Here is a 13,609-nt window from a genome sequence, read left to right on the forward strand (position 1 = left end):
CGGCTTATTTCAGTTCAAATCGTTGTATTTTAGATAAGAATCAGTAAACTAAAGCGATACTTTTATATCTGAATAATTTGAGGAAAAAATGGCTAAAATTTCATCAATCAGTGATGTTTTGCAAGGTAAAATCGCCGTTGGCGAACAGGTTACAGTTCGTGGTTGGGTCAGAACCCGCCGCGACTCCAAAGCGGGATTTTCATTCTTAGCGGTGTATGACGGTTCTTGTTTTGACCCGATTCAAGCCGTGGTCAGCAACCAACTGAAGAACTATCAGGACGAGGTGTTGAATCTTACCGCAGGTTGTTCAGTGATTGTGCGCGGAAAAATCACTGCCTCACAAGGGCAAGGACAAGCGGTTGAACTGCAAGCCGACGATGTCACGGTTTGTGGTTGGGTCGACGATCCTGAAACCTATCCGATGGCAGCGAAACGCCACAGCGTTGAATACTTGCGTGAGGTGGCACATCTGCGCCCACGCACCAATTTAATCGGTGCGGTGGCGCGAGTACGCCACTGTTTAGCACAAGCGATTCACCGCTTTTTCCATGAACAAGGTTTTTATTGGGTGGCTACACCGGTCATCACAGCGTCCGATACCGAAGGCGCCGGTGAAATGTTTCGGGTTTCGACGCTGGATTTAGAAAACTTGCCGCGTGGTGACAATGGCTTGGTCGATTTCAAACAAGATTTCTTTGGCAAAGAAGCCTTTTTGACTGTTTCCGGGCAGTTAAACGGTGAAACTTACGCCTGTGCGCTGAGTAAAATTTATACCTTTGGTCCGACTTTCCGTGCAGAAAATTCCAATACTACCCGTCATTTGGCGGAATTCTGGATGGTTGAACCGGAAGTCGCCTTTGCTGATTTAGCCGACAATGCCGCACTTGCCGAAGCGATATTGAAATATGTGTTTAAAGCCGTTTTACAAGAGCGTGCCGACGATCTCAAATTCTTTGAAGAGCGGGTTGATAAAGACGTGATCAGCCGTCTGCAAAAATTCATCGCCTCTGATTTTGCCCAAATCGACTATACCGATGCGATTGAAGTGTTACTGAAATCCGGTAAACAATTTGAATTCCCGGTGGAATGGGGCATTGATTTGTCTTCGGAACATGAGCGCTATCTGGCTGAGGAGTATTTCAACTCGCCGGTGGTGGTGAAAAACTATCCGAAAGACATCAAAGCGTTCTATATGCGCCTTAATGACGACGGCAAAACTGTGGCGGCAATGGACGTCTTGGCGCCGGGCATCGGCGAAATCATCGGTGGTTCACAACGGGAAGAGCGGTTGGACGTGTTGGATCAACGTTTGGCTGAAATGGGCTTGAACCAAGAAGATTACAGCTGGTATCGTGATTTGCGCCGTTACGGCACCGTGCCACATTCCGGCTTCGGTCTCGGCTTTGAACGCTTGATCGTTTATGTCACCGGGGTACAAAACATTCGTGACGTAATTCCGTTCCCGCGCTATCCGCGCAACGCCTCATTCTAAGTATTCAATCCCCGCTGCGGCGGGGTTTTGTTTTTTATTTCCTACCAACAAAGAGAGGTCATGATGGCAGATCCACATATTCAATCGCCAATGGATTTTTGGGATTACTTAACAGTGATTCTGTATCGCTGTGGCTTTGTGCTTGCCGTGCCGTCAGTGGCATTACTACCCTATCATTTCGATTGGGCGACAAAGGGCATCTTACTGGCGGCAGTGCTTTGTGCCTCTTCACTGCATATCTACCTGAAACATTTTCGGTTATTACTACAATTTGCCACTTGGGTGGCGGCACTCTGTTTTGTGCTGGATTGGCAGTGGCTGGGGCTGGGTGCGGCATTTTTTACCCTTGGCGGTTTGTGTTTCAAAGAGTACTTTTGTTTTCGAGTGTTCGGCTTAAATTTACAACCCCTGTTTTTAGCCTTGTTGTGGTTGAGTTTAGTCATGCAAGCCACGCTAGCGGCACAGATGCTTTCCGGAATCGCCACGCTGTTATTGCTGATTTTAAGTATTCAAAAATGGCGGATGCCGCTGCATTTTGATATCGGCGATAAAACCAAATATCAGATTTAAGGCAAGAAAAGGCAAAGAATATGAGTCATATTACCCAAATCAATCTTTATCCGATCAAATCCACCCAGCCCATCACGGTTTCCAAAGCGTTGGTACAGCCCTACGGTTTAGAATTTGACCGCACTTTTATGTTGACCGAACCGGACGGCAGTTTTATCAGCGCCCGCAAAGACGGTGAACTGTTTGCCTTTAGCGCCGTACCGAGCGCACAAGGATTACACATTCACCATCAAGACGGCAGCAGTGTAACCGCACTTTATCATGATTTCAGCCGGCAAGCTGAATGCCAAGTCTGGGGCAACCATTTTGATTCGTTGCTTGCCAACGACAACATCAATAACTGGTTCAGCGAAAAGCTGCAAAGAGCGGTTCAACTGCGCTGGCTCGGTTTTGAGCCGCAACGCCGCATCAAACGCTATCCCGAACAAGCACTGTCTTTTGCCGACGGTTATCCGTTATTGATGACCAATTTACAATCGCTCGCCAGCGTGCAACAACACTGCTCCGTCGAGATCAGCATGGCACAATTCCGAGCCAATCTGGTGATCGACAACGCAGCGGCATTCAGTGAAAACCAATGGCAGAAAATTCGCATTGGCGAAGTGGAATTTATCAATGCCAAGCCTTGCATTCGCTGTATTCTGACCACGCGCGATCCGCAAACCGCAGAGTTACAACGTAACATGGAACCGTTTCGTACCCTCAAAAAACATTTTGCCGATTCGCAGGGACAGCCGGTATTCGGCATCAATCTGGTGCCGCTAAATTGCGGGATGATCAGAATTGGTGATTCACTGCAAATCTTGGAATAGCTTCAAGTGCGGTTGCCAACCGCACTTTATTTTTTAAGTGCCGTGTAGATTATCTTCGCTGTTATTTTGTGCTGTCGCTCACAATTTTTTAAATAAATTTGGCTTATCTAAAAAGCTAGGATCGCGCGACCCTTGAGTTTTCGGTCACTCGCTCAATGTCAATCTTTTTTATCCTTTTCTGCTGCAAATTTTATACTTGATATTTCCTATTGGACACATTATCTTGTATTTCGTTTTTAACTGAACACCACATATAGTGTTCAAATAATCATCTTCAACTACTTTCAATACACTTATTTCAATAGACTCAAAAATTGATGGGATATAGGTAATCAAATGAATAAAGCATTGATGGTCACCAAACGTGACGGGCGTTTGGAGCCGATTGATTTAGATAAAATCCACCGCGTTATTACATGGGCAGCCGAAGGTTTGGATAATGTATCGGTCTCACAAGTAGAATTGCGTTCACATATTCAATTTTACGAAGGTATCCGCACTTCGGATATTCATGAAACCATTATCAAAGCGGCTGCCGATTTAATCACCAAAGATTCTCCGGATTACCAATATCTGGCGGCACGTCTGGCGGTATTTCATTTACGTAAAAAAGCCTATGGCCATTTCGATCCGCCGCGTCTGTATGATCACGTCAAAAAATTGGTGCGGATGGGTAAATATGATGAAGCGCTGCTGACAGATTACAGTCGCGAAGAATGGGACGAAATGGACAGCTTCCTCGACCACTGGCGTGATATGAACTTCTCGTATGCTGCTGTGAAACAGTTGGAAGGCAAATATTTGGTACAAAACCGTGTCACCGGCGAAATTTATGAGTCGGCGCAATTTTTGTATTTGTTGGTTGCGGCTTGTCTATTCAGCCAATATCCGCAAGAGACCCGTCTGGATTTTGTGCGCCGCTTCTATGATGCGACCTCCACCTTTAAAATTTCACTGCCAACCCCGATTATGTCCGGCGTGCGCACACCGACCCGTCAATTCAGCTCTTGTGTGTTGATCGAGTGCAGCGACAGCTTGGATTCGATTAATGCGACCGCTGCTTCTATCGTTAAATATGTTTCGCAGCGTGCCGGCATCGGCATCAACGCCGGCGCTATTCGTGCGCTGGGCAGCCCGATTCGCGGCGGTGAAGCATTTCACACCGGTTGTATTCCGTTTTACAAACATTTCCAAACCGCAGTCAAATCCTGCTCGCAAGGCGGAGTACGCGGCGGTGCGGCAACGGTGTATTACCCGTTCTGGCATTTGGAAGTTGAAAGCCTGTTGGTGTTGAAAAACAACCGCGGCGTGGAAGACAACCGAGTGCGTCACATGGATTACGGGGTACAACTGAACAAATTGATGTATCAACGTTTGATCAAAAACGGCAATATCACCCTGTTCAGCCCGTCTGATGTGCCGGGCTTGTATGAAGCGTTTTTTGCCGATCAAGATCGTTTCGACGAACTGTATGAAAAATATGAAGCGGACGATTCAATTCGCAAACGCACTGTTAAAGCCAGTGAGCTGTTTTCGCTGCTGATGCAAGAGCGTGCCTCAACCGGACGGATTTATATCCATAACGTCGATCACAGCAACACCCACTCACCGTTTGATCCGGCAGTTGCACCGGTGCGTCAATCCAATCTGTGTTTGGAGATTGCCCTACCGACCAAACCGTTACAACATTTCCATGATGAAAACGGCGAAATTGCACTGTGTACCCTGTCGGCGTTCAACTTAGGCAAAATCGAGCATTTAGACGAATTGGAAGCGTTGTCAGAGCTGGCAGTGCGCGCATTAGATGCGTTGTTGGATTATCAAGATTACCCGATCAAAGCCGCCGAAATCGGCTCAATGGGGCGCCGTTCACTGGGTATCGGCGTGATCAACTACGCCTATTATCTGGCGAAACACGGCGTGCGTTATTCCGACGGCAGCGCCAACGATCTGACGCACCGCACTTTTGAAGCGATTCAATACTACTTATTGAAAGCCTCAAACAAATTGGCAAAAGAGCTCGGACCTTGCCGCTATTTTAACGAAACCACCTACGCACAAGGAGTTTTACCGATCGATACCTATAAAAAAGACATCGACGGTTTAACCCAAGAGCCGCTGCATTACGACTGGGAAAGTTTGCGTCAAGAGATTAAAACCCACGGTTTGCGCAACTCTACCCTGACCGCACTGATGCCGTCGGAAACTTCGTCGCAGATTTCCAATGCGACCAACGGTATCGAGCCACCGCGCGGCCATGTCAGTATCAAGGCCTCCAAAGACGGAATCTTGCGCCAGGTGGTGCCGGATTATGAAAATTTAAGTGAAAATTACGAATTATTGTGGGATATTCCAAGCAATGACGGTTATTTACAATTAGTCGGTATTATGCAGAAATTTGTCGATCAAGCGATTTCAGCTAACACCAACTACGACCCGAAACGCTTTGAAGACGGAAAAGTGCCGATGAAACGTTTGTTGGGCGATTTATTGACGGCATATAAATACGGATTAAAAACCCTGTATTATCAAAACACGCGCGACGGTGCTGACGACAATCAAGATGATATTGACGACAGCTGCTCCGGTGGTGCGTGCAAAATTTAATTCAGCTAATAATCCTTTTAGCATAATTTAATCAATAGAGGTCAACATGGCATATACCACGTTTTCGCAAACTAAAAATGATCAACTGAAAGAGCCGATGTTTTTCGGTCAAAACGTGAACGTAGCACGCTACGATCAACAAAAATATGAAACGTTTGAAAAACTGATTGAAAAACAACTGTCGTTTTTCTGGCGACCGGAAGAGATCGACGTATCGCAAGACCGCATCGACTATCAAGCCTTGCCTGAACATGAAAAACATATTTTTATCAGTAACTTAAAATATCAAACTTTGTTGGACTCAATTCAAGGCCGCAGCCCGAACGTGGCTTTGCTGCCGGTGGTTTCGTTGCCGGAACTGGAAACCTGGATTGAAACTTGGACGTTTTCAGAAACGATTCATTCACGCTCTTATACGCATATTATCCGTAATATCGTCAACGATCCGTCGGTGGTATTCGATGACATCGTCACCAACGAAGAGATCATCAAACGCGCTAAAGACATTTCTATCTATTATGATGACTTTATCCGTGATACCCAGCTTTACACCTTGTATGGCGAAGGCACTTACACCGTGGACGGCAAAGAATGCGTAGTCAGCTTGCGCAGTTTGAAAAAGCAACTGTATCTGTGCCTGATGAGCGTTAATGCGTTGGAAGCAATTCGTTTTTATGTTTCGTTCGCCTGCTCGTTTGCCTTTGCCGAGCGCAACCTGATGGAAGGCAATGCCAAAATCATCAAATTTATCGCCCGTGACGAAGCCCTGCATTTGACCGGCACCCAGCATATTTTGAACATTATGGCATCAGGACAAGACGATCCGGAAATGGGCGAAATCATCGAAGAGTGCAAACAAGAGGCTTATGATCTGTTCGTGGCGGCGGCGGAGCAAGAGAAAGAGTGGGCGGATTACCTGTTCAAAGATGGCTCAATGATTGGCTTGAACAAAGATATTCTGTGCCAATACGTCGAATACATCACCAATATCCGGATGCAGGCAGTCGGTTTACCACTCCCGTTCCAAGCCCGTTCCAACCCGATTCCGTGGATTAACGCTTGGCTGGTGTCCGACAACGTGCAGGTCGCGCCACAAGAAGTGGAAGTCAGCTCGTATCTGGTCGGTCAAATCGATTCCAAAATCGACGCTGACGATTTCGGCGATTTCAACTTGTAATCTCTTTTCAATACCGCTCTTTTGTTATGTTGAATCCAATGGTTAACAGCAAAAGAGCGGTTTTGTTTCACTATGAAAATCCATAAAATCACCCTACCGCAGCAACAGCGCACCGTCGAACACGACAACCGCACTTCCCTGCTGGAAACCTTAGAAAATCACGGAATTTTGCATGAATACCAGTGCCGCTCCGGCTACTGCGGCTCATGTCGGGTGAAGTTGCTGAATGGCAAAGTGAGTTATGCAGAAACGCCATTGGCGTTTTTATCTGCCAATGAGATTTTATTATGTTGTTGTACAGTGGAAAGCGATTTGGAGATTGAGTTTTAGCTCATGTTTTATTCCACATCGCAATTGCTAATCGTCAGGTTGTCGGTGTTCAGCACCGTGTTTTTCTGGGTCACGCTGTCGCTGTTTTCATGCCCCTTGCCTTTATTCGCCGACGCCTCCAGCCCGATGCCGGAGCTGTTGCCGCTAACCCCGATAAAACCACCCGCACTCCAACCGCTGTTTTTATTGTCGCTGCGGTTGGAATAGGTGTCTTGCACCGATTCCAGGTTGATATTCACACCATCACTGAACCGAATACAATCTCCTACCGCACTTCTACGCTCAGAAGGCGTTTTAGATTTTGCCAACTCCGATACAATAATAAATTGTTGTTGGGATTGGCTGAATATGATACGGTGGTTTGTTTTGTTCAAATTTAATTTTTTCCTTTTTACTTTCCTACAATTAATTCTTGAATTTAGGCTTGAAATTGAGTTATAACCCTTCTGTCATAATCATATAGTTCAATTTCTTTTGATTCTAATTTTGACCAATTATCAATATATATTTCTTCAATATTATGGAATCTCATTAAATAATGTCCATTTTTTACAATGCAAAAAGCTTTAAAATCATTAAATATAACAAAAAATTCTCCAGAGTAATCCGAGATCATTGAACCAAAAACTCTATTATAATTGAAAATACTTGACTTTAATTTAGCTATCGCGCTTGGTTTAAAATAATTTAATATAATATTAAATTCACTTTCATCAAAAATCAATGGGATAGCATAAAAAAATTTAAATCGAGAAATTATGTCCTCCATATAATTTTTCATAATTGCTTCGTCATCATAATCAAAATTTAGAAAATCAATAAAATTAAAATCCCTTAGAATAAATTCAGTGTTATATTCTTCACATTCAAAGTTTATAATTTTTTTATAAAATGACACTATATTATTAAGCTCAAATTCATTCAAATTAAAATCTTTTTCATTTAAATCCAGATAAGGATCGCAATATTCATACCAAGGTTCAACTCTAATTATTTTCATAACGGACCTCAATAATTTTCTTTCTATCTGGACGCTGCAACTCAATTGTCATAGGACCTGTTTTACTAGGTCTAAAAATAGCCCTTTCTCCTGATGGAAAAACTGCAATTCGTCTATCATTAGAATATGTGATTTTGGCATCTTTAGTTAAATTTTCCCAATCTTTTTCTATTGATACGCCTGCTGGTTTCTTGGCATTTTTACACCGCTGCCAGCCGTAGTATCAATCGCATCGCTTAAATAATTATTAAATCTTTCCAATGAATTTGCTGTTGAACCTTTAAAGTTGCCTAACGTAATATTTTTGCCGTTTACTTTAACCTCATTAAGCAAATATCCTGTAGAATCTCCAACAACAGGCAACTTCTCATTCGCATCAACACCTTTCGCTAAAGGTGATAGCATATTATCGGCTGATTTAACCACAACTGACCCGGCTTTTACCACCGGCAGCACTTCCGCCACCACTGTTCCGCCTCTGATTAACGGCACAAGTGCGGTTTCGGCAGTCATATCTTTGCCGTACAGGGCATTAACATCCGCCTGATTATAATGCGTTCTCAGTAAGTCGCCCGAAGATGTATCAAAAGCCGTCCATTTTTCTGTTGCGCAAGCCACTGGATTTTTTAAACAGTCCGATAGGGTATGTTCAACTGTTTTCACCACATTTTTTTACTTGAAAAAAGCTGTTGATAAATATTCTATCGATACTATTCCTTAACTGCGGACAAAGTCTTATACCTATCATATTCCCAGAGGAAAAATTTAGATAAATTATTAGCAACCTCATGCCAGTTTTTTCCATCACAAAGATTAATGCATTCGTTTATGTATTTCAAGATTTCGTTAAAATCATAATTATCAACTAAAATGGTATTATTTAAAATAACTGGTTTAACATTATTTAACCTTACCCACTCCAATGTACATATAGACACATCAAAATAATCCATTGCCTCACTATCAACCCCACCAATACCTAATAACAATGTTATATGAAAAACATCATCATTAACAGGAATATATTCTGCTGGTGAGAACTCACCAAATAAATCAGTTATTAATTTTAATTCAGCTTTCATACTAATTCTCTATAATATTTAAATGCGCATTTCCAACTTTTTCTTTTTGATTTGTAACAGGATTTATTTTATATGTTTCAAAGTTGGCTTGAACTCCAGTTTCAGCATAGTCAGATTCTTTTACACTAGGAAATCTATATCCTCTCAATCTATCTACACTATTCCAACCTATTACAGTATTCTTCACTTTTACCTCAGTAAAATTATATCCTACCCACAATCTTCCCAATCTTTCAGCTTCTTTAGCAGACATTAACTTAGAAATACCATAATTTAATTCTTTACCCAAAGAATTCACTATCTCCCCTAATACAGGATCTAATTTAGCAATATTTTGTAAGTTTTCTGCCTGTAATTGCTCTTTTAATTTTGGATAAAGAGCAATATTTTCTGCACTGCTTGAAATTTTACTAGTCTGATTCTCATACCCTTCTGTTTTTCCAACAACAGGCAACTTTTCATTCGCATCAACACCTTTCGCTAAAGGTGATAGCATATTATCGACTGATTTAACCGCAACTGACCCGGCTTTTACCACCGGCAGCACTTCCGCCACCACTGTTCCGCCTCTCATCAACGGCACAAGTGCGGTTTCGGCAGTCATATCTTTGCCGTAGAGGGCATTAACATCCGCCTGGTTGTAATGCGTTCTCAGTAAGTCGCCCGAAGATGTATCAAAGGTCGTCCATTTTTCTGTTGCACATGTTGCCGGATTTTTTAAACAGTCTGACAGGCTATGTTCAACCGTTTTCACCACATTTTTTGTGGTTTCTATCGGAGAATCCAACGCTGCTCTTGCTGCCTCACTAAGCGCATTACCACCGTCTTTCACCCCCTCAAAAACAAGGTTATTCTTCACTTTCGGCACAAGAATATTCGTCAAAAACTGATTGTTTTCTCGATTATATTTTGCCGCTAAATTTGAATATTTTCCTGTTGAGTAATACTCATCGCCTGAGGTACTAAACAGGTTCTGTGCTTTGCCGTCGCTGTTGATAAAGCTCACCGCACTTGATGACGGCACATCGCCTTTCATAGCCGACGCCGAGGACAGGAAACTATCCGCCGCCGCATCTTGGCTGTCTATCATCTTCGACCAGGCATAATCCACCCGTTGTGCCGCCCGCTCAATTAAACGCTGCTCCGCTTCTGCCACACTAATACCTTGTTCTTTGGCAAAAGCTTCCGCATTATTCCGAATCCAATCCAACTCACTCGGATGCAACTGGCGGTTATACCAATCGGTATTGCCGCCTGCGCTGACCGCAGCCGTGCCGCCACCAGTGGCTGCCCCTATCGCCATACCCGCACCGATATCCAATACCGCTTTGCCCACATCGCCCAGTTCTTGACCCAGTGCATTCAAGTGCAGGGCGGCAGCCGAGGTTGTGCCGCTTGCCACGGCACCGCTGACATTACCGGTTAACATCCCGCCTGCTAGCGCATGAAGTGCGGTGCGCCCTGCACCGCCCTCTTTCCATAAGACGTATCGGAAAATTAAATCAGCAAAGTATCAAATTAATTATCCTATGTTCACCCAATTCTTTCTTCAATATATTTTCATTTCTATCAAGAAATATATTAATAATCTTATCGTAATCACCCATTAATTTATTTTTAGATCGATTATGATTTAACCATTTGATCGTGTAACCATCCAATAGACCTATATAGTCTTTTAACGCACTTAAATTTCTACCAAAATAGAATCCAAAATCCGGATTCTGACTACATAATTCATTATAAAAATCCGTTTCACAAGAAATATTATCCCCATTTAATACTATTTCCACTTACCAATCTCCTTAAAAGTTTTATAATGATCTGTTGTCATATATAAGTAACCATCATTAGAATATAGTAACCTTGTGCCAGGCTGTTTGTTTCTTCCTATATTATTATCTATCCCTATATCTGCCTCATACCATATTCTTTCTGGTGCAGATGGTAATAAATTAAGATTATTATCAAAAATATCACCACCTAGCTGTCCCTGTTTAAATGGTTTCCCAGATTGCCAACTATATACTTTTTCAGCAATATCTTTAGTTACATAATTATCAGGCAATTTCCCAGTATTCTTTAAGCTATCAATCAAATGATTAGCCGCTTGCTGAGTTTTTAAATCTAATTTTAATGCTTCATAGATTGCGGCATTATGTGCTTGATGATTAAACTCAGTTAATGGGTAATCCGTTGTTTTCCCAACAACAGGCAAGCTTTCATTCGCACTAACACCTTTCGCTAAAGGTGATAGCATATTATCGACTGATTTAACCGCAACTGACCCGGCTTTTACCACCGGCAGCACTTCTGCAACTACCGTTCCGCCTCTCATTAACGGCACAAGTGCGGTTTCGGCAGTCATATCTTTGCCGTATAGGGAATTAACATCAGCCTGATTGTAATGCGTTCTCAGTAAATCCCCTGACGCACTATCAAAGGTCGCCCATTTGCCTGTTACGCAAGCCAGCGGATTTTTTAAACAGTCAAACAGGTTATCTTCGGCGGTATAAGCCACGCCCTGTGCTGCGGTTTTACCAAAACCTTCCGTCGTTGTCCGTTGAATAATTATATTCAACTACCCATATAACTTCCAAAAATTCATATTATTAACAAGCCAATAACTATCTTTATCAGGAATCAATGACCAGAATCGACTTGATGCCTCACCACTCCAATTATTGGGTATATCTTTTTCAAATGATCTATCCCAACATGTATGCATAAAAATTCGTCTATCTAAATTAAGATAAAATCTAGGCAACCTAGCCTCTAAAATCTTCCAATCTAATAGATCAATCTGTTTTTCTGATGATGATAATAAATATTTTTCAATATATTTATAGATTGATATTAATTCATCTATATCATATCCATCCATAAAAAAAGAACTCATCCATTTAGAATCCCTAGGTGGAATAAATAGGGTATCAAAATAATTAAAAACGTTCTCCTTGGTTAATTCATGAACCCCTCCCCTATAATTAACAATTGCATATTTATACTGTTCAAGTGAAATAATATTCCTATTAAGATAATCATTATAAAAAGGCTTAATATCAACTGTATAATTCTCCTTATCATCAAATATAAAATATTGATTAGAGTTTATTGTGAAAATAGCAATATCTAACTCACCGTCAAATATTTTCTTTATTATCTCACTCTTTACCAAATTCATTTTTGAACTCCTTTTCAGTTAAAACACGTGCTTTTGAAGAATGTTTCTCAATTAGCCTATCCCATACTTTTGGTAGTTCTAAATTAATGCTTGGATTACCTTTAGCTTCATCAACAATCTTAGGAGCATTTGGATTTCTAGGTATCCCCGGTATTGGTTTTTGTGGAATCGCTGTAGCAAGGATTTCTTGGTGCAAACTTTTATCCACTTCAAATACTACTACTGTTCCATTTTTACGCTTCTCTGTTAGATAATACAATGCGTGATTTGGGCTTTTTGCACTAACACATAGCTGCCCTTGACAACCAGAATTTATAGTAATAGTTCCATCATTGTTTACATTAATTCGATTTACGCTTGTTTTGTATCCCTCTCCCCCACCTTCAACTCTAAAATAAGTCGTTGTTTGATTATATCCTTCAATTTCCCCAACAACAGGCAATTTCTCATTCGCATCAACACCTTTCACTAAAGGCGATAGCATATTATCGACTGATTTAACCGCAACTGACCCGGCTTTTACCACCGGCAGCACTTCCGCCACCACTGTTCCACCTCTGATTAACGGCACAAGTGCGGTTTCGGCAGTCATATCTTTGCCGTACAGGGCGTTAACATCCGCCTGGTTGTAATGCGTTTTCAGTAAATCCCCTGATGCACTATCAAAAGTTGCCCATTTTTCTGTTGCGCAAGCCAGAGGATTTTTTAAACAGTCCGATAGGGTATGTTCAACTGTTTGAACCATATTTTTGCTGGTCTCTATCGGGGAATCTAACACTGTTCTTGCTGCCTCACTAAGCGCATTACCACCGTCTTTCACACCCTCAAAAACAAGGTTATTCTTCACTTTCGGCACAAGAATATTCGTCAAAAACTGATTGTTTTCTCGATTATATTTTGCCGCTAAATTTGAATATTTTCCTATTGAGTAATATTCATCACCTGAGGCACTAAACAGGTTCTGTGCTTTGCCGTCGCTGTTGATAAAGCTCACCGCACTTGATGACGGCACATCGCCTTTCATAGCCGACGCCGAGGACAGGAAACTATCCGCCGCCGCATCTTGGCTGTCTATCATCTTCGACCAGGCATAATCCACCCGTTGTGCCGCCCGCTCAATTAAACGCTGCTCCGCTTCTGCCACACTAATACCTTGTTCTTTGGCAAAAGCTTCCGCATTATTCCGAATCCAATCCAACTCACTCGGATGCAACTGACGGTTATACCAGTCGGTATTGCCGCCTGCACTCACCGCTGCCGTGCCGCCGCCGGTTGCTGCGCCTATCGCCATGCCCGCACCGATATCCAATACCGCTTTGCCCACATCACCCAATTCTTGACCCAGTGCATTCAAG

The 13,609-nt window shown here is 42.5% G+C and carries 15 protein-coding genes; 6 read left to right on the forward strand and 9 right to left on the reverse strand.

The window, feature by feature from the left end; all coding sequences use genetic code 11:
* Window positions 1-88 precede the first annotated feature (88 nt).
* From asnS to yfaE, 6 genes are all read left to right on the forward strand, one after another.
* Entirely contained in the window at window positions 89-1,492 is a 1,404-nt protein-coding gene (asnS, locus tag EDC16_RS09235; protein WP_132967569.1) for an asparagine--tRNA ligase, read from the forward strand.
* A 63-nt stretch (window positions 1,493-1,555) separates the two neighbouring features.
* Window positions 1,556-2,062 (forward strand): DUF2301 domain-containing membrane protein, encoded by a 507-nt coding sequence (locus EDC16_RS09240; RefSeq protein WP_132967598.1) that lies wholly within the window; start codon window positions 1,556-1,558, stop codon window positions 2,060-2,062.
* Window positions 2,063-2,082: 20 nt separating this feature from the next.
* Window positions 2,083-2,874: an MOSC domain-containing protein gene (locus EDC16_RS09245; RefSeq protein WP_132967570.1), complete on the forward strand. Its 792-nt coding sequence runs from the start codon at window positions 2,083-2,085 to the stop codon at window positions 2,872-2,874.
* Between the two features lie 336 nt (window positions 2,875-3,210).
* On the forward strand, window positions 3,211-5,481 hold the full coding sequence (gene nrdA / locus EDC16_RS09250; RefSeq protein ID WP_132967571.1) for a class 1a ribonucleoside-diphosphate reductase subunit alpha: 2,271 nt from the start codon (window positions 3,211-3,213) through the stop codon (window positions 5,479-5,481).
* A gap of 46 nt (window positions 5,482-5,527) precedes the next feature.
* The gene (gene nrdB / locus EDC16_RS09255) at window positions 5,528-6,658 is read left to right on the forward strand and encodes a class Ia ribonucleoside-diphosphate reductase subunit beta (RefSeq protein WP_132967572.1); all 1,131 of its coding nucleotides are present in this window, start codon (window positions 5,528-5,530) and stop codon (window positions 6,656-6,658) included.
* A gap of 72 nt (window positions 6,659-6,730) precedes the next feature.
* Window positions 6,731-6,988 carry a class I ribonucleotide reductase maintenance protein YfaE gene (gene yfaE, locus EDC16_RS09260; protein WP_132967573.1) on the forward strand — a complete coding sequence of 86 codons (258 nt, stop codon included), beginning with the start codon at window positions 6,731-6,733 and terminating at the stop codon, window positions 6,986-6,988.
* Between the two features lie 8 nt (window positions 6,989-6,996).
* On the opposite strand, the gene EDC16_RS09265 is transcribed toward yfaE, so the two are convergent.
* From EDC16_RS09265 to EDC16_RS09310, 9 genes are all read right to left on the reverse strand, one after another.
* Window positions 6,997-7,362, reverse strand: coding sequence for a hemagglutinin repeat-containing protein (locus EDC16_RS09265; RefSeq protein ID WP_157330504.1), 366 nt, complete (start codon window positions 7,360-7,362; stop codon window positions 6,997-6,999).
* A 44-nt stretch (window positions 7,363-7,406) separates the two neighbouring features.
* Window positions 7,407-7,988 (reverse strand): hypothetical protein, encoded by a 582-nt coding sequence (locus tag EDC16_RS09270; protein WP_132967575.1) that lies wholly within the window; start codon window positions 7,986-7,988, stop codon window positions 7,407-7,409.
* Between the two features lie 168 nt (window positions 7,989-8,156).
* Entirely contained in the window at window positions 8,157-8,654 is a 498-nt protein-coding gene (locus EDC16_RS09275) for a hypothetical protein (RefSeq protein ID WP_132967576.1), read from the reverse strand.
* Between the two features lie 44 nt (window positions 8,655-8,698).
* Window positions 8,699-9,070, reverse strand: coding sequence for an Imm8 family immunity protein (locus EDC16_RS09280; RefSeq protein ID WP_132967577.1), 372 nt, complete (start codon window positions 9,068-9,070; stop codon window positions 8,699-8,701).
* Between the two features lies 1 nt (window position 9,071).
* Window positions 9,072-10,499, reverse strand: coding sequence for a hypothetical protein (locus EDC16_RS09285; RefSeq protein ID WP_132967578.1), 1,428 nt, complete (start codon window positions 10,497-10,499; stop codon window positions 9,072-9,074).
* A 73-nt stretch (window positions 10,500-10,572) separates the two neighbouring features.
* Window positions 10,573-10,863, reverse strand: a complete 291-nt coding sequence (locus EDC16_RS09290; RefSeq protein WP_132967579.1) for a barstar family protein — start codon at window positions 10,861-10,863, stop codon at window positions 10,573-10,575.
* Entirely contained in the window at window positions 10,854-11,651 is a 798-nt protein-coding gene (locus EDC16_RS12760) for a ribonuclease domain-containing protein (RefSeq protein WP_198362765.1), read from the reverse strand. The genes EDC16_RS09290 and EDC16_RS12760 overlap by 10 nt, the downstream gene beginning before the upstream one ends.
* The gene (locus tag EDC16_RS09305) at window positions 11,652-12,254 is read right to left on the reverse strand and encodes a hypothetical protein (protein WP_132967580.1); all 603 of its coding nucleotides are present in this window, start codon (window positions 12,252-12,254) and stop codon (window positions 11,652-11,654) included.
* Window positions 12,235-13,608: a hypothetical protein gene (locus EDC16_RS09310; protein ID WP_132967581.1), complete on the reverse strand. Its 1,374-nt coding sequence runs from the start codon at window positions 13,606-13,608 to the stop codon at window positions 12,235-12,237. Before EDC16_RS09310 ends, EDC16_RS09305 begins: the two co-directional genes overlap by 20 nt.
* Window position 13,609 lies beyond the last annotated feature (1 nt).

The organism is Testudinibacter aquarius, assembly GCF_004342725.1.
Taxonomy (GTDB): Bacteria; Pseudomonadota; Gammaproteobacteria; order Enterobacterales; family Pasteurellaceae; genus Chelonobacter; species Chelonobacter aquarius.